20 protein-coding genes are annotated in these 20846 nt (G+C 61.7%); 11 read left to right on the plus strand and 9 right to left on the minus strand.

The annotated features are described in order from the left end of the window. The first annotated feature begins 4 nt into the window (after positions 1-4). Positions 5-922, plus strand: coding sequence for a LysR family transcriptional regulator (locus tag B3229_RS10540; protein WP_033749217.1), 918 nt, complete (start codon positions 5-7; stop codon positions 920-922). 126 nt (positions 923-1048) lie between these two features. Next, positions 1049-2140, plus strand: coding sequence for a YncE family protein (locus tag B3229_RS10545; protein WP_286870610.1), 1092 nt, complete (start codon positions 1049-1051; stop codon positions 2138-2140). A gap of 283 nt (positions 2141-2423) precedes the next feature. Here B3229_RS10545 and B3229_RS10550 read toward each other — a convergent pair whose 3' ends face one another. From B3229_RS10550 to B3229_RS10560, 3 genes are all read right to left on the minus strand, one after another. Beyond that, complete coding sequence (locus B3229_RS10550; protein WP_013359848.1) at positions 2424-2717, minus strand: DUF1330 domain-containing protein; 294 nt, start codon at positions 2715-2717, stop codon at positions 2424-2426. Between the two features lie 11 nt (positions 2718-2728). Further along, entirely contained in the window at positions 2729-3595 is an 867-nt protein-coding gene (gene yghU, locus B3229_RS10555; protein WP_048781794.1) for a glutathione-dependent disulfide-bond oxidoreductase, read from the minus strand. An 89-nt stretch (positions 3596-3684) separates the two neighbouring features. Beyond that, entirely contained in the window at positions 3685-4704 is a 1020-nt protein-coding gene (locus tag B3229_RS10560; RefSeq protein ID WP_286870615.1) for a LacI family DNA-binding transcriptional regulator, read from the minus strand. Between the two features lie 98 nt (positions 4705-4802). On the opposite strand from B3229_RS10560, the gene B3229_RS10565 reads away from it, so the two are divergent. Then, positions 4803-5816: a Gfo/Idh/MocA family protein gene (locus B3229_RS10565; RefSeq protein WP_286870617.1), complete on the plus strand. Its 1014-nt coding sequence runs from the start codon at positions 4803-4805 to the stop codon at positions 5814-5816. A 4-nt stretch (positions 5817-5820) separates the two neighbouring features. On the opposite strand, the gene B3229_RS10570 is transcribed toward B3229_RS10565, so the two are convergent. Together B3229_RS10570 and B3229_RS10575 are read right to left on the minus strand one after the other, a co-directional pair. After that, positions 5821-6705, minus strand: a complete 885-nt coding sequence (locus tag B3229_RS10570; protein ID WP_033793251.1) for a sugar phosphate isomerase/epimerase family protein — start codon at positions 6703-6705, stop codon at positions 5821-5823. 21 nt (positions 6706-6726) lie between these two features. Further along, a complete protein-coding gene (locus B3229_RS10575; protein ID WP_286870620.1) occupies positions 6727-7758 on the minus strand; it encodes a Gfo/Idh/MocA family protein in 1032 nt (343 codons plus the stop codon). 340 nt (positions 7759-8098) lie between these two features. Here B3229_RS10575 and B3229_RS10580 point away from each other — a divergent pair, with 340 nt between their 5' ends. The 3 genes from B3229_RS10580 (at position 8099) to B3229_RS10590 (ending at position 11379) form a co-directional block, all read left to right on the plus strand. Next, entirely contained in the window at positions 8099-9124 is a 1026-nt protein-coding gene (locus tag B3229_RS10580) for a LacI family DNA-binding transcriptional regulator (protein ID WP_286870622.1), read from the plus strand. A 151-nt stretch (positions 9125-9275) separates the two neighbouring features. Further along, positions 9276-10199, plus strand: a complete 924-nt coding sequence (locus B3229_RS10585; RefSeq protein WP_286870624.1) for a TIM barrel protein — start codon at positions 9276-9278, stop codon at positions 10197-10199. Between the two features lie 10 nt (positions 10200-10209). Next, positions 10210-11379, plus strand: coding sequence for a Gfo/Idh/MocA family protein (locus B3229_RS10590; protein WP_286870626.1), 1170 nt, complete (start codon positions 10210-10212; stop codon positions 11377-11379). 15 nt (positions 11380-11394) lie between these two features. Here B3229_RS10590 and B3229_RS10595 read toward each other — a convergent pair whose 3' ends face one another. The 4 genes from B3229_RS10595 to B3229_RS10610 form a co-directional block, all read right to left on the minus strand. Next, the gene (locus B3229_RS10595; RefSeq protein WP_286870628.1) at positions 11395-12126 is read right to left on the minus strand and encodes a class II aldolase and adducin N-terminal domain-containing protein; all 732 of its coding nucleotides are present in this window, start codon (positions 12124-12126) and stop codon (positions 11395-11397) included. Positions 12127-12192: 66 nt separating this feature from the next. Further along, entirely contained in the window at positions 12193-13005 is an 813-nt protein-coding gene (locus B3229_RS10600; protein WP_286870630.1) for an ABC transporter substrate-binding protein, read from the minus strand. Positions 13006-13024: 19 nt separating this feature from the next. Then, positions 13025-13897, minus strand: coding sequence for a phytanoyl-CoA dioxygenase family protein (locus tag B3229_RS10605; RefSeq protein WP_286870632.1), 873 nt, complete (start codon positions 13895-13897; stop codon positions 13025-13027). A gap of 27 nt (positions 13898-13924) precedes the next feature. Then, positions 13925-15445, minus strand: coding sequence for an amino acid ABC transporter permease/ATP-binding protein (locus B3229_RS10610; protein ID WP_048785967.1), 1521 nt, complete (start codon positions 15443-15445; stop codon positions 13925-13927). 472 nt (positions 15446-15917) lie between these two features. Between B3229_RS10610 and B3229_RS10615 the strand changes: the two genes are divergently transcribed. From B3229_RS10615 to argE, 5 genes are all read left to right on the plus strand, one after another. Further along, entirely contained in the window at positions 15918-16838 is a 921-nt protein-coding gene (locus B3229_RS10615; protein ID WP_286870634.1) for a LysR substrate-binding domain-containing protein, read from the plus strand. Positions 16839-16988: 150 nt separating this feature from the next. Then, on the plus strand, positions 16989-18254 hold the full coding sequence (locus B3229_RS10620; protein ID WP_286870636.1) for a flavin-containing monooxygenase: 1266 nt from the start codon (positions 16989-16991) through the stop codon (positions 18252-18254). Positions 18255-18272: 18 nt separating this feature from the next. After that, complete coding sequence (locus B3229_RS10625; protein ID WP_033793294.1) at positions 18273-18707, plus strand: RidA family protein; 435 nt, start codon at positions 18273-18275, stop codon at positions 18705-18707. Further along, positions 18704-19378, plus strand: a complete 675-nt coding sequence (locus tag B3229_RS10630; RefSeq protein ID WP_286870638.1) for a DUF1028 domain-containing protein — start codon at positions 18704-18706, stop codon at positions 19376-19378. The genes B3229_RS10625 and B3229_RS10630 overlap by 4 nt, the downstream gene beginning before the upstream one ends. After that, positions 19371-20558 (plus strand): acetylornithine deacetylase, encoded by a 1188-nt coding sequence (gene argE, locus B3229_RS10635; RefSeq protein ID WP_286870640.1) that lies wholly within the window; start codon positions 19371-19373, stop codon positions 20556-20558. The genes B3229_RS10630 and argE overlap by 8 nt, the downstream gene beginning before the upstream one ends. The last annotated feature ends 288 nt before the right edge of the window (positions 20559-20846 follow it).

Below are 20846 nucleotides of genomic sequence, written 5' to 3' on the forward strand. Positions count from 1 at the left end.
GCCAATGTTGAATCAAAGTAAAGAATCCCGCACCTCAACCGACGATCTCGCCTTCTTTGTGCGCATCGCCACCCTTGGCAGCCTGACGGCGGCGGCGCGCGATCTCGGCCTGTCGCTGGCTGCGGTCAGCAAGCGTCTCAGCCAGCTTGAGCGCCGGCTCGGCGTGCAGCTGCTGAAGCGCACCACGCGGCGTCTGGAGCTGACGGCGGAAGGACGGCGCTATCTGGAGGGCGCGCGTCCGCTGCTGGACCAGCTGGCGGCGCTGGAAGAGGCGGTGAGCGGCCAGACCGAGGTGCTGCGCGGCACGCTGAATATCAATGCGTCGTTCGGCTTTGGCCGTCGCCACGTCGCGCCCTGCGTGTCGGCGTTCGCGGCGCTGCATCCCGAGCTGGCGCTGTCGCTGCAGCTCAGTAGCCAGCCGCTCAATTTTCTCGATGCTAACGTCGACATTGACGTGCGCGTCGGGGAACCACCCGATTCGCGGCTGGTGGCGCGTCGGCTGCGCGCCAACCCGCGCATTCTCTGCTGTTCGCCCGCCTATGCCGAGCGCTGCGGCCTGCCGGCCGATATCCATGCGCTGGCGCAGCACAACTGTATTTTGCTGCGCCAGCATGAAGGAGATTTCACCCTGTGGCGCTTTGTAAAGGGCAGCGAAAGCGTCAGCCAGAAGGTGCGCGGCAGCCTGCTCACCAACGACGGCGAGGTGGCGATGCGCATGGCGCTGGACGGTCACGGCATCCTGCTGCGCTCGTGGTGGGATGCGCGGCACGCCGTCGAGCGCGGCGATCTGCTGCACGTGCTCCCGGAATGGCAGGCGCCCGACGGCGATATTTTCGCGGTATGGCAGGCGCAGCGACAGCTTCCCGCGCGCATTACCGCCTTCGTGGATTTTTTACAGGCGCGTTTAAAGAGGGAGACGTAAAGGGTGGCGCTACAACGAGCAACATTTACACCTTGATTGTTAATGAGTATGATTCTCATTCTTTTTGAGCGTTAGCCGCGGCGGCTGAGCCGGGCGGCGGCGCATCATTTCCCAAGGGAGTCATGCATGAAATCTCTGTTCAGTCCGCGCAACGCGGCGCTTGCTCTGGCGGTCGCCGCCGCTTTCGGCCTGACGGCCTGTCAGGCGCCGGCGAAAAAAGCCGAGGCGCCAGCCGCCACCGCTGCCGCAAAGCCCGCCGCCTCAGCGGTGAAACAGCGCGAACTCGGCTTCGGCCTGTATGAGATGGCTTACGTGCCGGGCGCCAACGCGCTCTACGTCGCCAGCGCCGACGCCTTTAAGGATGTCAGCGGCGGCGTGATCTATCGCCTCGATCCCGCCACGCTGGAGACCACCGGCAAAGGCTACACCGATCTGAAAAACTTCGGCATGACCATGAACAGCGACGGCAGCCTGCTCTACGTCACCAATACGCTGGACGGCGGCGTCTCGAAGATCGATCCGGTTAAGGGCAAGGTGCTGGCGCGTACCCTGTTCAGCGAGCGCAACGAGAAGGGCTTCCCGTTTGGCGCGCGCGAGATTTTCCTGCATAACGACCAGCTCTATATCGGCGGCGTGGGCGATCCGGGTGTGATCTGGGTGGTAGACGCGCAGACCATGAAGCTGAAGACGCGCATCAAAAACGCCGGCAAATGGGTTACCGGCATTATCTATTCGCCGGTCACCGATCGCATTTACGCCGCGAACGGCGGCGGCGAGATCCTGGTGATCAATCCGCGCAGCCATAAGATCGAGAAGCGTCTGACCCCAGGCGACGGCAAAGCCTATCTGCTGCTGAATATGGCGGAAGATCCGGCGACGGGCCGCCTGTTCGTTACCGACAACTCGAAAGCGAAAACCACGCTGGTGTTCGATGAGCGCAGCGGCAAGGTGATTAAACGCATCGACGGCGACGCGCTGGGCATTAAATTCAACGCGAAACGCAACGAGATCTATATCAGCCAGCGTGAGTCGCAGAAGGTGCTGCAGCTTGACGCCACCACCTATGCGGTGAAAAACAGCTGGTCGTTCGAGGGGCATCCCAACAGCCTGCTGGTGACGCCGGATGGTCAGACGCTCTACGTCACTATTAAGCAGGGCTTCAATAAAGACCACAGCAGCAAAGGGCCAGACAGCGTGGCGCGCATTCAGCTGAATTAAGGCGAAGCGGAGTGGTTTTTATTTCATAGCGGGCACAAATCGTAAAACGCGGGTTGCATGGACCGGGGAGCAAAGCGTCCCGCGACAGGGACAAAAGCGCCGGGAGCGCTTTTGAACAACGTGTAACGTTGGCCCGGCGACGGGCGCGCCTCAGGGATGAGGTGCGTATCCGCGCGGGCCGAGCTGGCAGGGATGCCGCTTTTTGCGTCTTTGCGATCGGGCCATGCAACCCGCGTCGGCACGCTGCCAGACTTTAAAGGGACGCCGAACGGCGTCCCTTTTATTACTGCTCGACGCCCTGCACCAGCACCACGCGGTACTCCGCGCCTTTCAGACGATGCTGTTTCGCTTCCTGATATTCCGGGCTGTCATACCAGCCGTGCGCCGCTTCTGCCGTCGGGAACTCCAGCACGACCACGCCATCCGCTTCCGGTCCTTCCAGCGTCTCCAGCTGACCATAAAACGCCAGCGGCGTAATAGGGTGGTCGCCGCGCGCTTTGCCCGCTTTCTCGCCGTAAATCGCGAACTCTTCAGGGTTGGTAATTTTGTCGCGAATAAAGATTACATATGCGCTCATTGTCGGCTCCTTTACGCCTGGCGTTTATCTTCGGTGTTGGTGTCAAAATCGGATGCGTCGTGACGCTCGTGCAGCTGATCGGCCGGATCGCCCATCACGCGGTTCACTTTGCGCCCGCGGATCACCGCCGGACGCTCCGCAATCTCCTGCGCCCAGCGCGCCACATTTTTGTAGGATTTCGCGTCGAGGAACTCGGTCGCGCCATACTGGTTGCTCAGCACCAGGCCGCCGAACCAGGGCCAGGTGGCGATATCGGCGATGGTGTAGGCGTCGCCGCCAAGGAAGCGGCTCTCCGCCAGACGGCGATCGAGCACGTCGAGCAGGCGCTTGGTCTCCAGCGTATAGCGGTTAATGGCGTATTCGATTTTCTCCGGCGCGTAGTGGTAGAAGTGGCCGAAACCGCCGCCGACGAAGGGCGCGGCGCCCTGCAGCCAGAAAAGCCAGTTCAGGGCTTCGGTACGGCCCGCCGGATCGTCCGGCAGGAAGTGGCCGAACTTGTCCGCCAGATAGAGCAGAATACTGCCGGATTCGAACACGCGCTGCGGCGGGTTCACCGAATGGTCGCTGAGCGCCGGGATCTTGGAGTTAGGGTTGATATCAACAAAGCCGCTGCCGAACTGGTCGCCGTCGCCGATGCGGATCAGCCAGGCGTCATACTCCGCCTCTTTGACGCCGACCGCCAGCAGCTCCTCCAGCAGGATTGTCACCTTCTGGCCGTTGGGGGTGCCGAGCGAGTAGAGCTGCAGCGGATGTTTGCCGACCGGCAGCGCTTTTTCATGGGTCGCGCCTGCGACAGGACGGTTGGTTTTTGCGCCGTTGCCTTTGGCTTCCGGATCCCATTTCCAGACTGTTGCGGGCTGATAACTGTTTTCCGACATAGTGTGAGTTCGCCTTGTTGATGAGAGTGTGTCAGACGTCTCTGAGTGTAGCAGGGCGAATAATTGCGGTTTAACTCTGCTGGCGTTCGCTAATCGACGTTCTCCTGGGTGTAGAGCATAAAGTCGACGCGACCCTCTTCATAAGTGGAAAAATCGCCGCCTTTTTCCAGCTTTTGCAACAGCAGGTTGAGCGCCAGCTGGGCATGGCGCTGGGTATTCTGGTCGAGCGTTAAGGTAAGCGTGCGCTGCTGTAGCAGGCGGCGCGTGGTGGCGTAAAGCTCATGCGTAATGTAAACCACATCGTGCTCGCGGCGGTGGCGCGCCAGCGCCTCGGAGATCTCGCGGTTGCCAAGGCCGGTATTGTAGACGCCGACAATCGACGGGGAGGTCACCAGCGCCTTCTCCAGCAGCTTGCTGATGCGCGAACGATCCTCCAGACCGGCCAGCGCTTCGCGCAGCGCCAGATGGGGAAAGCGCTGCTGCAGCACGTCGCGGAACCCCTCGATGCGCTGACGGTGCGCGCGATAGTCGACGCGGCCGCTGATCACCAGCACCTCGCCCGCGCGCGCCAGCATGCTGCCCATCATCAGCCCGGCGGTGCGTCCGGCCTGCAGCTGATTGATGCCCACGTGCAGCAGACGATCGGCGTCGGGCAGATCGGAAACCAGGGTGATCACCGGCACGCCGCGCGCTTTGCAGTCGCTCAGCGCCTGATAAATCGCGGGATGTTCATGCGCGAAGAGCATCAGCCCGTCCATTCTGCGGCTGCTGGCGAGAATATGCGCCGCCAGCTTCTCCGGCGCGTTCTCGGCGATAAAGGTGCGCTGCAGACGCAGGCGACGATAGCCGAGCGCGTCGGCCAGCTGCTGAAAATCCTGCGCCAGTTGCTGAAAGAAAAAGGCGTCGGCGCTGCTGAGGATCACTTCGATTTGCCACGGCTGGCGATGCTCTTCCGGCAAAATGCGGTTAAGCCCCGCCGCACGCGCCGCCTCCAGCACTTTTCTGGTCATCGCTGGCGACACGCCGCCGCGATCGTTAAGCACCCGGTCTACGGTCGCCACGCCGACGCCGGCGGCGTGCGCCAGCTTACTGAGCGTCATTCGCTTCATGCTGAGTGAATTCCATCAATTTCTGCGTTCAGCCAGCCTGACAGAACGGGCTATTTTGACAAGGTCAGCTATCCCGAACTGTGAAGAGGAGATCGCAAATGTCCCCTGTAACTCAACGCGTTGCCCTGATCGGCAGCGGTTTTATCGGCCAGGTGCACGCCGTGAATCTGGCGGCGCATCCAGGCGCGCATCTGGCGCTGGTGTGCGACCTCGACGCGGCGCGCGCCGAGGCGCTGGCGCAGCGGTATAGCGCACGCGCAGGCCGCGTCAGCGAGGCGCTGAATCGCGACGATATCGATATGGTGCTGATCGCCAGCTCGACGCCGACGCACGCCGATTTTCTGGCGCAGGCGGCAAACGCCGGCAAGGCGGTCTACTGCGAAAAGCCCATCGATCTGTCGCTGACGAAGGCGCGCGCGGTGGTGGAAAGTCTTGCGCCGCTGAAGGTGCCGATCACCGTCGGCTTTAACCGTCGCTTCGACCGCAGCCACCAGCAGCTGAAGCAGCAGCTTCAGCAGGGCGTCATCGGCGCGCCGGAGTTGATCCAGATGGTGTGTCGCGCCTCTGAGATGCCGCCCCTCGACTATCTGCGCGCGTCGGGCGGACAGATGCGCGATCAGGCCATTCACTTTTTCGACCTGCTGCGTTTTCTGACCGGCGACGAGGTTGAAACGGTCGGCGCGCTGGGTGCGGCGCTGGCGCAGCCTGCGCTGCGCGACTTCGGCGATGTCGACACCTCGGTGCTGATTATGCGGCTGGCGCGCGGCGCGCTGGCGCAGCTCGATAATACCCGACGTACCGCATACGGCTATGACGAGCGCATCAGCGTGGTGGGATCGCAAGGCATGCTGGCGTCGGAGCCGCAGGCGATGCGCGGCGCGACGCTCTATCAGCAAAGCGGCATCACTCAGCCCGGCCTGTTCCCGGACTGGTTCAGCCGCGTGCGCGACACGTACTACGCTCAGCTGGACGCCTTCCTGCGCTATCTTGGCGGCGAAACGGTGGCGGATCTGCCTGGCCTGATGGATGGTCTGCAGGCGCAGGCGATTGCCGAAGCGGCGTGCGAGTCGCTGACCAGCAGACGCTTCGTTCAGGTCGAGCGGCTGGCATAGTCTTCTATCGGCTCAGCAGCTCGCGCTCGATCAGCTCGCGCGTCTCGACCGCCTGCGTCTTCATCTTCTCCGGATAGCCGAACAGGGCGGACGCGATAATGGATTCGCCGCCCACTTTATAAGTGCGGTTGGCGAAGTCCATCTCGCGCAGCGTCTGGAACAGCGTGTCGAAATCGACCTCGCCTTCGCCGACGCCGACGTGCTGGTGGATAGTGGCGTCCACGCCCGGCGGGTTAACGATATAGCGGCAGTGCTTAGTGTGGTTCATGGTATCGGCGATCAGCACATGGGAGAGATCCTCGCCGGCATACTCCAGCATTGGCCGAACGTCGCCTTTGCCGTTGTCGTAGAAAAAGGTGTGCGGCACGCTGTAAACATATTTCACGTTGTCGCTGCGGAACGACTTCACCATATCGGCAGTTTCGTTGCTGTTCTCGCAAAAATCCCACGGATGCGACTGAATCTCGACGCGGATATTTTCGCGCTCGAACAGGGGCAGCAGCTCTTCCATTGAGCGGTAGAACATCTCTTCGCATATCTCCGGCTCGTTGGGGTTGCCGGATAGCTCGGTATTGATCACCTGCACGCCCATCTCCACGGCAATCTCAATCATGCGCTTCCAGTTTTTTACCGCCGCCTGGCGACGCAGCTCGTCCGGACCGGACCAGCGATAGACCACGATAAACGACGAGATCTCCACGCCGGTGGCATTCAGCGCGTTTTTATATTCGCGCATAATTTCGCGACTGGCCTTCGGGTGCTTGTAGAACGGGTTGATCTGCGGATGAGGCGACTGCTCGATATAGTTATATCCCCATTCGGCCACCTGATGCACCATGCGGGTAATGCCCATATCTCTGATTACATCCACGTCAAAAGCGATTTTCATCTTTACGACTCCTGGCTTTAGTTAGCGTTCTTCGTTGAATACCACGCCGATCTGACGACGCGTCTCATCCATTGCGCGCAGCGTGAGCAGCGAGGTCGCCAGCGAGCGCACCGGCGAGTCCGTCAGGCTTTGGCCGACGCACCAGGCGAAGTGGTCAATCTCATGGCTGAGCTGCTGATAGCGATTCGCCTGCTCTTCCCAGTGCAGCGTCCGGCGCTTATCGCTGGAGACCAGGCGAAAGTTGCCCGGCGCATAGAACTGCCCGTCCAGGTAGAGCGTGGCGTCGCGTCCCGCGATCACCGCGGTGCCCGGCGTATTGCTGAACAGCGTGGTGTGCAGCACCGACTGCATGCCGTGCGCATGGGTAAAGAGCATCGAGGTCTGGCCGTTGACGCCGCCTGGCGCAGGTTCGCCCTGCGCGACGATACGTTCAGGCGCGCCGCCCACCAGAATGCTGAAAGCGACCAGATAGCTGCCGAGATCGAGCATCGGCCCGCCGGCGAGATCGGGGTTAAAAATGCGGTGATCCGGGGTAAAAAATTCGCCGTGATCGGCGATCAGGCTGTGTACGTCGCCCAGCGCGCCATCTGCCAGCAGCTGGCGAATAACGTCATATTTCGGCGCAAAGTCGCACCACATCGCCTCCATACAGAGCCGCTGTGCGCGCTGCGCCGCCTGCTGCAGCGCTTCGCCCTGATGCGCATTGAGCGCCAGCGGCTTTTCGATGAGCACATGTTTCCCCGCCTGCAGCGCGCGCAGGCCGTCAGGGAAATGGTGGTTATGCGGGGTAGCGATATAGATTGCGTCGACGTCATCACGTGCCAGCAGGGCGTCAATGCCGCCGCACGCATGAGGAATCGACCATTTGTCGGCGAACGCCTGCGCCTTGTCAACGCTACGCGATGAAACTGCGGTCAGCTGCTGATGAGTGTGATGACACAAGGCGCTGGCGAAGCGATCGGCGATCCAGCCAGGGCCGACAATGCCCCAGCGCAGCGCAGGGATCTGGTGCGCATCGGGCAGGCGCGGAGCAGGTAGGGTAGAGAGAAACATAACAACTCCATACTTATTAGTCTGTTAATGGCCAGCTGCGGCGTGCCGCTGCCTCCGTCAGGCTTTCACTATAGAAAGCCTGAGGCTGCCCTCTCTAACCTTTTGCTGATGGAATTCCATCAGCCTTCCCGCGGGCGGATTGAGGAAAATTTCTAGCAAATGTTTTTTCCGAATAAAAATAATTTAGAAATAAATGTTTCGTTATGCGAAGAGGATCAAATTTATGCGCGTTCTGTTTTATCAAAAGGTCGGGCAGGCGCGCTTGAGCGGTTAGGATAGCGACAGCGCGAGATGGCTCGCGGCCGGGCAACGGCGTTACCGTCACAGGAGGCAACAGAGAATGACGAAAGTCACCATGAGCGCTATCGCGCGCGAAGCGGGGGTCGGCGTGGCGACGGTAGATCGCGTGCTGAATCAGCGCGCCCCGGTGCGTGGCGCAACCGAACAAAAGGTGCTGGCGGCAGCCAGCCGGTTAGGCTATCGCCATGCGCAATCCCGGCTGCTGCATCCCGGCGCGCCGCCGACGGCGACGCTGCGCATGGGATTCCTGCTGCTTTCCACCGACTATTCGCTCTACCGGCAGCTGAGCGAGGCGCTGCGCGAGCAGGCTATGCCGCACCATCCCACCGGCGTCGAGCCGCTTTTCGTCACCCACGGCATCGATGAGGTTGAGCAGGCGGCGCTATCGCTGCGCGCGCTGGCGACGCGCGTCGACGTGATTGGCGTGGTGGCGCTCGATCATCCGCTGATCCGCCATGCCATTCAGGCGGTATCGCGTCAGGGCGTGCGGGTCTACGCGCTCTTCTCCGACTTTTCGCCCTGCGGTCAGGCGGGCTATATCGGCGTGGATAATCAGAAGGCGGGGCGCACCGCCGCCTGGATGGCGCAGCATCTGCTGCGTCGGCCCGGCAGCGTCGGCGTGCTGCTCGGCGACCATCGCTTTACCTGCCAGGAGAGCTGCGAAATCAGCTTTCGCTCCGGGATGCGGGAATATGGGGCGACGCAGCGCGTGCTCGAGCCGCTCAACACCCGGGAAAGCGTCGAAGGCGGCTATCGCGCCGCGCAGGCGCTGCTGGACGGATATGCCGATTTGCAGCTGATCTATGCGCCGTGCGGCGGCATTGAAGGCGTGGTGCGCGCGCTGCGCGAACAGGCGCAGCGCAGGGTCATGCTGGTGTGTCACGGGCCGGTGCAGGAGGGCGAGCTGGCCCTTATCGACGGCAGCATTACCCTGATGCTGCGTCATAACATCGAAACGATGGCCGCCGCCGTGGTACGGCTTTGCACCGAGCGCCAGAGCGAGCGTGACGCGCGATATGAGCAGGTGATTCTGCCTTTCGAGATTATCACCAGAGAAAATATGTAAATCAGCTAATTACTGATTTTAATGATAATTTTCTATCATTTTTATGATAAGAATAACTATGATCGCTATCAAAGAATAAAACTTCCACGATTGTTTAATATGGAAAATATGTTCGATACTCGCGGCAAGTGTGCATGCCTGGAGAGCTATCGTGACCATCCATATCGCCAACGCGCCCTGTAGCTGGGGCGTCGATAATCCCGACAATCCTTTTCTGCCGCCGTGGCAGACGGTGCTGCGCGAAGCGGCGCAGGCAGGCTACCGCAGCATCGAGCTAGGCCCATGGCGTTATCTGCCCAGCGACCCTGACGAACTCAGCCGCGCCCTGAACCAGCACGGCCTGTCGATCGTCGCCGCCACGCTGTTCGACGATTTGGTCAGCGAGGCCAACTTTCAGGCGATGGTCGATCTGACGCACAAGCTGTGCCGCAACCTGTCCCGCATTCCCACCGCTGAGAAAACGCACGGCGACAACGCGCCCGCGCCTTATCTGGTGATTATCGACTTCGGCAACCCCGAGCGCGCCCGGCTGGCCGGCCAGTCTGAACGCGCGCCGCGCCTCGGGGCGGCTGACTGGCAGCGCCTGATGCGCCATATCACGCAAATCAGCGAGATCGCCTGGCGCGACTACGGTGTACGTCCGGTGATCCATCCGCACGCGGGCGGCAGCATCGAGTTCGCCGACGAACTGGCGCAGCTGGCGCAAGATATTCCGCATGAGATTGCCGGGCTCTGCCTCGATACGGGGCATCTTTACTATGCGGGCATGGATCCCATCGCCGCGCTGCGGCACTACTGGCGCCGCATCGACTATCTCCATTTCAAAGACGTTAACGATGCGGTCTGGCGCGATGTGCTGGCGCGCGGCCTCGACTTCTTTAGCGCCTGCGCCGAAGGGGTAATGTGCCCGATCGGGCAGGGCGCAATCGACTATCCGGCGGTGCGCGCCTTTCTGGCCGAACAGGGCTACCAGGGCTGGATCACGCTGGAACAGGAGCGCGATCCGCGCCAGGCCGACACCAGCCTGCGCGACGTCAGCGCCAGCCTGACCTATCTCAAAACCGTGGGTTTTTAAGGAGAAGACGATGATTAACGGTACAAAAGCGGTAGATCGCGCCCTGCGCTGGGGCATGGTCGGCGGCGGCGGCACCAGCCAGATCGGCTATATTCACCGCTCGGCGGCGCTGCGCGACGGCAACTTTCAGCTGCTGGCGGGCGCCTTTGATATTGATGCCGAGCGCGGCCGCGCCTTCGGCACCTCGCTGGGCGTCACGGCCGAACGCTGCTATCCCGACTACGAGACGCTGTTTGCCGCTGAAGCGGCGCGCGAGGACGGCATCGAAGCGGTTTCCGTCGCCACGCCCAATAATACCCACTTCGCCATCTGCCGTGCGGCGCTCAACGCCGGGCTGCACGTGGTCTGTGAAAAGCCGCTCTGCTTTACCACCCAGGAGGCGGACGAGCTGGAACGGCTCTGCGTGGAGAAAAACAAGCTGATCGGCGTAACCTACGGTTATGCCGGACATCAGCTGATCCAGCAGGCGCGGGAGATGATTGCGCAGGGAATGCTGGGCGAGATCCGCATCGTCAACATGCAGTTCGCCCACGGCTTTCACCATGAGGCGGTAGAGCTGCAAAATCCCAGCACGCGCTGGCGCGTCGACCCCCGCTTCGTCGGCCCCAGCTATGTGCTGGGCGATCTGGCGACCCATCCGCTGTTCCTTGCCGAGACCATGGCGCCGCAGCTAAAGGTCAAACGGCTGCTCTGCGCGCGCCAGAGCTTTGTCGCCACGCGCGCGCCGCTGGAAGATAACGCGTTTGTGATGATGGAGTATGGCAACGGCGCGGTCGGCACGCTCTGGGCCTCGGCGGTGAACTGCGGGTCAATGCATGGCCAGAAGATCCGTATCGTCGGCGCGAAGGCGAGTCTGGAGTGGTGGGACGAACAGCCCAACCAGCTGCGCTACGAGGTGCAGGGCGAACCGGTGCGCATTCTTGAGCGCGGCATGCCTTACCTGGCGCCGCGCGCGCTGGAAGAGGATCGCATCGGCGGCGGCCATACCGAAGGGCTGTTCGACGCTTGGTCGAATCTCTATCGCCGCTTCGCGCAGGCGTTCGCCGCCAGCGATCGCGGCGACGCCGCCTTCCTGCAAAGCTTCTGGTATCCCGACGTCCATGCCGGGCTGGCGGGCGTGCGCTGGGTGGAACAGTGCGTTAAGTCGGCGGAGGCGGGCGCGGTCTGGGTCGAGTGTTAGCGACCGCCTGCGAGGCTAATCGAGCAGCGACGGATCGGCGGCGATCATCAGCGCCTTCATCTCTTCGAAATGCTGGCGCGAGAAGTCGGGTATGCCTTCCCAGGCGCGTGCCGTCTTCTCCGCTACCGCATCGCTGAGAATTTTCAGCGGCTGGCCGGTGGACCAGGCGGTGACCAGGATCTGGCAGGCGCGTTCCAGCGTCCAGATATCGTCGAAGGCTTCGCCGATATCTGTGCCGGTGACCATGACGCCGTGGTTGCCCATCAGCAGGCGGCTTTTGCCCGCCAGCAGGCTCGCCAGCCGCGCGCCTTCCTCTGCCGTGTCTGCCATGCCGCCGTAAAGGGTATCGATCGCCACGCGGTTAAAGTAGCGCGCGGTGTTCTGATCGACCGGCGGGATATGCGGCTCGGCCAGACAGGCGACGCTGGTGGTGTAGATCGGGTGCAGATGCAGCACCACGCGCACCTCCGGCAGACGCTGGTGGATCTGGCCGTGTATCGACCAGGCGGTGGCGTCCACGTCGTCGCGCTGCGCACAGGCGGCATCGTCCGCGTCGAGCAGCAGCAGATCGCTGGCGCGAATGCGGGAAAAGTGTTTCCACTTCGGATTCAGCAGAAACTGTCGACCATCCGAGGAGACGGCCGCGCTAAAGTGGTTGGCTACCGCCTCGTGCATGCCCAGGTGGGCAATGATGCGAAAGGTGGCGGCCAGATCGATGCGGGTCTGTTCTTCAAACGAGAGCGCCATAAATCTCTCCTGACAGAGGGTAGAAAAAGGAGCGCGGGCGACGAATATCTGACGCCCGCAACGGGATCACGGCTGCGGCATCAGCGTCTTGATATCCTCTGCGCTGGGCGCCTCAAAGTTATACTTCTTCAGCAGCGCGGCGTATTCCGGCGTCTTGCTGTATTTCTCCAGCCCATCGATCAGCGCCTGCTTCACCTCATCGTTGCCTTTCTTCACGCCGAAGCCGTTCAGCACCGGATAGATCAGCGTTTCCGAGGAGATCTGCACGCGGTTACCCAGCTTCTGCACCACGCCGCGCGCCACGGCGGCGTCGGTAATCTGCGCCTCCACCGCGTGCGACAGCATCGCCTGGGTGGTTTGCGGATCGGTGGTGTACTCGCTGATGGCGATCGGCGGCTTGCCGTTTTTCACGCAGTAGTCGGCGGAGAGTTTATGCAGCTGCTGCAGCCAGGAGGTGGCGCCCATCGAACCGATTTTATGGCCGCAAAATTCTTCCGGCGTTTTCGGCTGAAAAGCGGCGCCTTTCAGCGACAGGATCGCCTCGCCGCTTTTGAGATAGGGGATCATATCGATCACCTTCAGCCGCTCCGCGGTGATGTACATCGAAGAGTTGGTGATATCGAAACGGTTGCCCTGCAGGCCGGTGATCAGGTTGGGAAAGCGGGTGTCGAGATTAACCGCCTGGCGGCCCATCACCTTCGCCAGCCCGTCGAGAAACTCGATATCGAAGCCGGTCGGTTTGTTGTTCTCAATATATTCATAGGGAAAAAAGGTCATGTCGGAACCGGCGATAATTTTTCCCGGCTGCTGGAACGCCGAGGCGCTAAACGACCCCAGCGCGACGCTGGCGGCCAAAAAAGTCAGGGCAACAGATTTCATAGAGCCTCCGTGGTGGCGATTACGCGCGGGCAAGATCGTTTCCGGCCTGCTGAACAAAGAAGGATGCGCCGCTCGGCTTCTGCGGCAAACGGAACTGGTTGGCGGTGCTGCGGATGGTGCCGCTCTCTGCGCCGAACACCAGCGCGCCGGCGTCCAGGCTCGGCAGCGGGTTCTCGCCGAAGGGCAGGGCATCTTCCGCCGCATAGACGGCGATAAACAGCGTGCGCGGCAGCTCGGTTTCGTTCGGACTGGAGGCGTGCAGCAGGCGCGTGTGCATAAAACAGACCGAGCCTGGCGGGCCGAAACAGGCGGCAGGCTGGCCGCACTGCGCCTCGACCACCGTTTTATCCACCGCGCCGGTAAAGCGGCCATTTTGCCAGTGGGAGTAGAGCGGGCCTTTATGGCTGCCCGGCACCACGTTCAGCGGGCCGTTTTCCGGCGTCACTTCGCTGACCATCAGCAGCGCGGTGACGATGTCGTCGTTGCTGTGCGGCGTGAAGAGAAAATCCTGATGCCACTCAACTTTGGTGGCGGTGTGCGGCAGTTTGGAGTTGATCTTGCTGTGGTGGAAGCGCGCGCCCTGGCCGCCGGTGAGCTGACCGGCAATCTGCGCCATGCGCGACTGCAGCGCGGCGCGGCGATAGGCGGCGGAGATTTCGGTCGGCGAGCTGACCCGGCGCAGCGACGGATGGTCGGCGCGGTGATCGCCTTCCAGATCGAAGCGCGCGCGGCCGTCCAGCGTGTCGCCGTACGCCGCCTGCTGGCTGCGGCTCTCTTCCACCCAGCCGTCAAAATCGTGCTGCAGCGCGGCGATCTCCTCGGCGCTTAATACGTTTTCCACCACCAGAAAACCCTGCTGGTGATACTGGTCTATCTGCCACTGTTCGATCATGATTTTCCCTCGTGCTGGTTACATGGGTTAAGCCAGAGAAACATCTTTCAAAAAGGCTTCGACGCGCGGATGCTGCCCGCTGCGCATAGCCTGCGGCGCGTCGTCGCACACGACGCGGCCTTTTTCCATAAATACGATGCGGTCGGAGACCTTAAAGGCGAAGTTCATCTCATGGGTAACGATCACCATGGTGATGCCCTCATGCGCCAGGGTTTCGATCACCTGCAGCACTTCGTTGACCTTTTCCGGATCGAGCGCCGAAGTCGGCTCGTCAAACAGCATGATCTGCGGACGCATCATCAGGGCGCGGGCGATGGCGACGCGCTGCTGCTGGCCGCCGGAGAGCTGATGCGGATATTTCCACGCGTGTTCCAGCATCCCGACCTTGTGCAGCAGCTCGCAGGCCTGCTGCTTCAGCGCGTCGCGCGGCGCCAGCCGGTGGTAGCGCGGCGCCAGCATCAGGTTGTCCAGCACGCTGAGGTGAGGAAACAGGTTAAAGCTCTGGAACACCATGCCGATGTTGAGGCGGTGTTCGGCGTGCTCGATAAAGCGCGGCTTCTGTTCGCCCTGCTGGCTAAGGTGAATAAAAGGCTGGCCGTTGATGCGGATTTCACCGTTGTCGATCTGCTCCAGCCCGTTGAGCAGGCGGATCAGCGTGGTTTTGCCGGAGCCGGACGGGCCAATCACCGACACCACCTCGCCAGGCTGGATTTGCAGGCTGACCGCGCCCAGCACTTCCACGTTGTTATAGGCTTTGTGCAGCCGAGACGCCTGCAGCGCCGGACCGCTGGTCTGCGCCGCCGGACGTGCGAGCGGCGTGGCGGCGCGCTGCGCCAGCGCGAAAAGCTGGTCATCTACCTTGCCGGCCGGACGGCGCTGGGTAACGTCGAGGTGGCGCTCCAGCTGTTTGAGCAGGAAGTCGAACACCGTCACGATCAGCACGTAGTAGCAGGCGACTGCCGCCATGGTTTCCATCACCAGGAAGTTCTGCGAATAGAGGCGCTGGCCGACCATCAGGATCTCGGTAAGAGAGATCACCGACACCAGCGAGCTGAGCTTAACGATGGCGATATATTCGTTCGCCAGAGCGGGCAGGGCGACGCGCACCGCCTGCGGAATAATAATGCGCCACTGAATGCCGGCGAAGCGCAGGCCCAGCGCGCGGGCGGCTTCGCTCTGGCCTTTCGGGATCGAGAGCAGCCCGCCGCGGTGAATTTCGGCGATATAGGCGCTTTCGCTGAGCACCATGGCGATCAGGCCCGCCCAGAAGGGATCGCTCAGCAGCGCGGAGGTTCCCGGCGCGGCCTGCGGCAGGTTATAAACGAAAATCAGCAGCACCAGCAGCGGCAGGCTGCGGAACAGCCAGATATAGCCGCGCGCCGGCAGGTTGAACAGCAGGCGGTTCGACTGCTTCGCCAGCGCGAGTACAAACCCTACTACGATACTGATGCCCCAGGTGAGCAAGCTCAGTTTAATGACGGTCCAGGTCGCCAGCCAGAATTCGGCGTCGCTGAACAGGCTGAACATATAGTTCCAGTTAAAAGTCATGAGGCATTTCACTCGCTTAAATAAACGCGAATTTCAAAAAGAGGAATTCGCCGCTGTCGATTTATTTACACTATGGCGGCAGCGGCTAATTTGAGGCAATTAGTAAAATGTTGCCTTCAGACTTTAAAAAAACTATCCAGCCAAAAAAAACGGGCGAATGGTGCGCGGCGCTGATTAATTTAAAAAGAGAGGCCGTTTCAGGTCGGCGCCATTTATCTTGCCGCGCATTTGCTCTTTTAAAGAGCAGCCCTGTGCCAAAATGATGCAGCGTAAAAAATAAAACCTTTTCGCTGACAAATTAAATTTATTCAGCCGTTGATCTATCAGCAACAAAGCGAATGTTGCCAACAGCGCCGTACGGCGACAGGCTGCGCGTTAACAGGGCGCAGGAGTGGCATGGCCCTTGCAGCAACAGATGACCTGTAAAAAAGCGCGCCAGTCGAGCGCGCTAAAAGAGATAAGTAAGGTTTTTATGATGCGATTCACGCTGAAACAGCTTAAGTATTTCGTCACGGTGGTCGAAACAGAGAGCATCGCCGAAGCGTCACGCCAGCTGCATATCGCGCAGCCCTCTATCTCCATCGCCATTAAAAATCTGGAAGATACCTTTGACCAGCAGCTGTTTATCCGCCACCACGCGCAGGGCGTTTCCCTGACGCCGGGCGGCCGCCGCTTTTACGAGAAGGCGCGCGATCTGCTGCGGCTCTCCTATGAGTTTGAGCAGAACTCGCGCGCCGAGCATCAGCTGGTTTCCGGCACCATCGCCGTCGGCTGCTTTGAGTCTGCCGCGCCGCTCTATCTGCCGAAACTTATCGCCGGTTTTAAAAAAATCTATCCCGATATCACCATCGAACTCTATGACGGCGAGCAGCACGAGCTGATGCACGGGCTGCATCGTGGGCGTTTCGACCTGGCGTTTCTCTACGATCTCGACCTCGACCACTCGATCAAAAAAGAGCCGCTGAACGCGCCGCACCGGCCCTATGCGCTGCTGCCCGCCGCGCATCCGCTGGCGCGTCAGGCGACGGTGACGCTACAGCAGCTGAGTCGCGAGCCGATGATTCTGCTGGATGCGATCCCGAGCAAAAACTACTTTATCCGCATCTTTAAAGAGAAGGGCTACCATCCTGAGGTCGCCTACAGTTCGCCCTCAATTGAAATGGTGCGCTGTATGGTGGGCCAGGGATTAGGCTTTTCCGTGCTGGTGACGCGTCCCTGCTCCGATATTACCTACGACGGACAGCAATTAATTCATCTTGAGATTGAAGATGAGATGGCGGATTCGATGCTGATCATGGCTTATCTGCAAAATAATGAGCCGACAAGACCGGCGCAATTGTTTATGGAGTATTGTCGCCGCGCTGAACTTTTCCCTGCGCCGTCACTTCAATAACGCATTTCAGGCGCGTCTGTCGCGCAGCCTAATAAATTCCTATGCAGGCGTTAGCTTTATAATATTTTACCCGCTCTGTCGGCTCAAATAGTCTTGGAAACCTTCCCCATGGTGAATATATCGGCCGGTGGCTGGTTGAAGGACGCGGACATGACAGAGATGAAAACAGAAATAGATACCCTGGTGATTGGCGCCGGGCAGGCGGGCGTCGCGATGAGCGAACACCTGAGCCGCCTCGACGTTCCGCACCTGGTGCTGGAGAAAAACCGCATCGCCGAAGCCTGGCGCAGCGGGCGCTGGGATTCGCTGGTGGCGAACGGCCCCGCCTGGCACGACCGCTTTCCCGGCATGGCGTTTCCGGAGTGCGCGCCCGACAGCTTTGTCGCCAAAGAGAAGGTGGCGGACTACTTCGTCGCCTACGCGGAGAAGTTCCATGCGCCGATCCGCACCGGCGTGGAGGTGCTGCGCGTAGAGCGTCACAGCGGGCGCGCGGGATTCACCGTGCACACCTCGGACGGAGTGATTGAGGCGCAGCGCATCGTGGCGGCCACCGGCCCTTTCCAGAAGCCGGTGATCCCGGCGATCGCGCCGCGCAGCGAGCGCCTGACGCAGATCCACTCCGCCGACTATCACAACCCGCAGCAGCTGCCGGAGGGCGGCGTGCTGGTGATCGGCGCCGGATCCTCCGGCGTGCAGATCGCTGATGAGCTGCAGCGCGCTGGAAAAAGGGTCTATCTCTCGGTCGGTCCGCACGATCGTCCGCCGCGCGCCTATCGCAACCGCGACTTCTGCTGGTGGCTGGGCGTGCTCGGCATGTGGGATGCGGCGGCAAGCCAGCCGGGCAAAGAGCACGTCACCATCGCGGTGAGCGGAGCGCGCGGCGGCCATACCGTGGATTTCCGCGCGCTGGCGAACCAGGGCGTCAATCTGGTCGGCATGACCGAGACGTTCGACGGCGAAACGGTGCGGTTTCAGCCCGATCTGGCACATAACATCGCGCGCGGCGACGCCAGCTATCTGGCGCTGCTCGATGCGGCGGATGCCTATATCGCTCGTAACGGCCTCGATCTGCCAGAAGAGCCGGAGGCGCGGCGCTTTCTGCCCGATCCCGACTGTGTCGCGCATCCGCTCAGCGAGCTGAACCTCGCCAGCGCTGGCATTAGCAGCATTATCTGGGCGACAGGCTACGTGGCGGATTACAGCTGGCTGAAGGTTGACGCCTTTGATGCGAAAGGCAAACCGCAGCACCACCGCGGCGTTTCCAGCGAGCCGGGCGTCTACTTTCTCGGACTGCCCTGGCTTTCCCGTCGCGGCTCTACCTTTATCTGGGGCGTATGGCACGACGCGAAATATATCGCCGACCAGATCGCGATTCAGCGCCAGTATCAGCACTACCAGACCGCGTCGCCCTTTTAACCCAGCAGGAGAGCAATGATGCCAACCCATACCCGTATTCGCATGTTCAACACCAAAGAGACCTATCCCAATCAGGCGCTCGACAACGATCTCTGCCAGGCCGTGCGTGCAGGCAACACCGTTTATGTGCGCGGCCAGGTCGGCACCGATTTCGACGGCAGGCTGGTGGGGCTGGGCGAGCCGGGCCTGCAGGCAGAGCAGGCGATGAAGAACGTGAAGCAGCTGCTGGAAGAGGCGGGCAGCGACCTGTCGCATATCGTGAAAACCACCACCTATATCACCGATCCGCGCTACCGTGAGCCGGTCTATCTGGAAGTGGGCAAATGGTTGAAGGGCGTTTTTCCGATCTCGACCGGGCTGGTGGTGTCGGCGCTGGCGCAGCCGCAGTGGCTGATGGAGATCGACGTTATCGCCGTGATCCCTGACGACTGGCACGGCAAGGAGGCGCTATGACGCTCTCTATTAGCGCGCGCTGTCCGGAGAGCGGACAGCTGGGCATCGCCATCAGCTCTTCCAGCATCGCGGTCGGCGCGCGCTGCCCCTGGCTACAGGCGGGCACGGGCGCGGTCTCCAGCCAGAACATTACGCTGCCCGCGCTCGGTCAGCAGATCCTGGCGCAGCTGGAAGCAGGGGTATCGGCGCAGCAGGCGCTGAAGCTGGCGCTGGCGGAGGATCGCTTCAGCGACTATCGCCAGGTGACGGTGATCGATTCCGCCGGCGACGTGGCGCACTTCAGCGGCAGCGAAACCCTGGGCGTCTGGAAGGTGGCGCAGGGCGAAAACTGCGTGGCGGCGGGCAATATGCTGGCGGACGGCGCGGTGATCGACGCGATGGTCGCGGCATTTGCAGCCTCTTCCGGCGAGCTGGCCAGCCGACTGATCGCGGCGCTTCAGGCGGGCATCGCGCGCGGCGGCGAGGCGGGACCGGTGCATTCCGCCGCCGTGAAAGTCGTGGACGACTATACCTGGCCGCTGGTGGATCTGCGCGTGGACTGGGTCGACGACGATCCGGTCGGCGAGCTGTCGCGCCTGTGGCTCGCCTACGAACCGCAAATGGAGGCCTACGTGACGCGCGCGCTTGATCCGCGCGACGCGCCGAGCTACGGCGTGCCGGGCGATGAATAACGCGCTGCGCGACACGCTGTCCGCGCTGCTCGCGTTCGATACCACCAGCCGCGAATCGAACCTGGCGCTGATTAGTTTTATCCGCGACGTCCTTGCGCAGCGCGGCGTTGCGGCTGAGCTGTTTTATGACGAGAGCGGCGCGAAAGCCAACCTCTACGCGCGGCTGGGGCCGGCGGGAGACGGCGGCGTGATGCTGTCGGGCCACACCGACGTGGTGCCGGTCGACGGACAGCGCTGGACGGTGCCGCCTTTTGCGTTGACCGAGCGCGACGGGCGCTGCTATGGCCGGGGCAGCGCCGACATGAAAGGGTTTATCGCCTGCGTGCTGGCGTCGCTGGATCGCTTTTTAGCACAGCCGCTGCGGATGCCGCTGCATCTGGCTTTCTCTTACGATGAGGAGGTCGGCTGCCTGGGCGTGCGCTCGCTGGTGGCGCATCTCAAGGCATCCCCTGAAAAGCCCGCGCTCTGCATTATCGGCGAACCCACGGCAATGCAGCCGGTTTACGGCCATAAGGGCAAAGTGGCGATGCGCTGTCAGGTGCGCGGCCGCGCCTGCCATTCCGCCTATGCGCCGCAGGGCGTCAACGCTATCGAACAGGCAGCGCAGCTGATTGGACATATCGTTCGCGTCGGCGAGTCGCTGCGGCAGACGCAGGACGCGCGCTTCGATCCGCCGTTCAGCACGCTGCAGGTCGGCACCATTCAGGGCGGCGCGGCGCTCAATATCGTGCCGCAGGATTGCCAGTTCGATTTTGAGCTGCGTACGCTGCCAGCAGCCGATGTCGACGGCGTGCTGGAGAATATCGCGGCCTTCGCGCGCGACCAGCTGCTGCCCACGATGCGGGAACGGGCGCCGGAGAGCGAGATCGCGCTTCAGCCGCTGGGTGCCTATCCCGGCCTGCTGACCGATCCGCAGGGCGACTTCGCCCGCTGGCTGGCGCAGTGGAGCGGCAGCGAAAAATTTTCCACCGTCGCGTTTGGCACGGAAGGCGGCCTGTTCGACGAGATTGGCATTGCGACGCTGGTGTGCGGGCCGGGGAGTATGGCGCAGGGGCATAAGGCGGACGAGTTCGTCGCCGTCGAGCAGCTTGAGCGCTGTATGCAGATGCTGGGCAACCTGTGCGACTGGATGCGTGCGGAGTCAGTCATAAATTGCACAAAAGCAAAAACCCAGCCATAGGCTGGGTTCTTTAATTTGTGGTGCCCGAACCCGGACAAAAATGCCGGGAGCATTTTTGCTTTGTCGCGCCTGCGCGGCAAACCCGCAGGGCGAGCCGCAGGACGCGGCGAGGTCATCGAACCGGTTCGATGATGGGTTCCGCACAAAAGCAAAAACCCAGCCATAGGCTGGGTTCTTTAATTTTGGTGCCCGAACCCGGACAAAAATGCCGGGAGCATTTTTGCTTTGTCGCGCCTGCGCGGCAAACCCGCAGGGCGAGCCGCAGGACGCGGCGAGGTCATCGAACCG

The sequence above is a fragment of the Pantoea sp. UBA5035 genome (assembly GCF_002415245.1).
GTDB lineage: Bacteria > Pseudomonadota > Gammaproteobacteria > Enterobacterales > Enterobacteriaceae > Pantoea > Pantoea septica.

Bases quoted from the DNA above. Each gene is read 5' to 3' on its own strand.
- B3229_RS10570 (WP_033793251.1), bottom strand. From the start codon at position 6,705: ATGAAAATCGCTTTTGACGTGGATGTAATCAGAGATATGGGCATTACC.
- B3229_RS10605 (WP_286870632.1), bottom strand. From the start codon at position 13,897: ATGATCGAACAGTGGCAGATAGACCAGTATCACCAGCAGGGTTTTCTG.
- B3229_RS10565 (WP_286870617.1), top strand. From the start codon at position 4,803: ATGTCCCCTGTAACTCAACGCGTTGCCCTGATCGGCAGCGGTTTTATC.
- B3229_RS10580 (WP_286870622.1), top strand. From the start codon at position 8,099: ATGACGAAAGTCACCATGAGCGCTATCGCGCGCGAAGCGGGGGTCGGC.
- B3229_RS10545 (WP_286870610.1), top strand. From the start codon at position 1,049: ATGAAATCTCTGTTCAGTCCGCGCAACGCGGCGCTTGCTCTGGCGGTC.
- B3229_RS10610 (WP_048785967.1), bottom strand. From the start codon at position 15,445: ATGACTTTTAACTGGAACTATATGTTCAGCCTGTTCAGCGACGCCGAA.
- B3229_RS10620 (WP_286870636.1), top strand. From the start codon at position 16,989: ATGACAGAGATGAAAACAGAAATAGATACCCTGGTGATTGGCGCCGGG.
- argE (WP_286870640.1), top strand. From the start codon at position 19,371: ATGAATAACGCGCTGCGCGACACGCTGTCCGCGCTGCTCGCGTTCGAT.
- B3229_RS10560 (WP_286870615.1), bottom strand. From the start codon at position 4,704: ATGAAGCGAATGACGCTCAGTAAGCTGGCGCACGCCGCCGGCGTCGGC.
- B3229_RS10590 (WP_286870626.1), top strand. From the start codon at position 10,210: ATGATTAACGGTACAAAAGCGGTAGATCGCGCCCTGCGCTGGGGCATG.
- B3229_RS10615 (WP_286870634.1), top strand. From the start codon at position 15,918: ATGATGCGATTCACGCTGAAACAGCTTAAGTATTTCGTCACGGTGGTC.
- B3229_RS10600 (WP_286870630.1), bottom strand. From the start codon at position 13,005: ATGAAATCTGTTGCCCTGACTTTTTTGGCCGCCAGCGTCGCGCTGGGG.
- B3229_RS10575 (WP_286870620.1), bottom strand. From the start codon at position 7,758: ATGTTTCTCTCTACCCTACCTGCTCCGCGCCTGCCCGATGCGCACCAG.
- B3229_RS10595 (WP_286870628.1), bottom strand. From the start codon at position 12,126: ATGGCGCTCTCGTTTGAAGAACAGACCCGCATCGATCTGGCCGCCACC.
- B3229_RS10540 (WP_033749217.1), top strand. From the start codon at position 5: ATGTTGAATCAAAGTAAAGAATCCCGCACCTCAACCGACGATCTCGCC.
- B3229_RS10630 (WP_286870638.1), top strand. From the start codon at position 18,704: ATGACGCTCTCTATTAGCGCGCGCTGTCCGGAGAGCGGACAGCTGGGC.
- B3229_RS10550 (WP_013359848.1), bottom strand. From the start codon at position 2,717: ATGAGCGCATATGTAATCTTTATTCGCGACAAAATTACCAACCCTGAA.
- B3229_RS10625 (WP_033793294.1), top strand. From the start codon at position 18,273: ATGCCAACCCATACCCGTATTCGCATGTTCAACACCAAAGAGACCTAT.
- yghU (WP_048781794.1), bottom strand. From the start codon at position 3,595: ATGTCGGAAAACAGTTATCAGCCCGCAACAGTCTGGAAATGGGATCCG.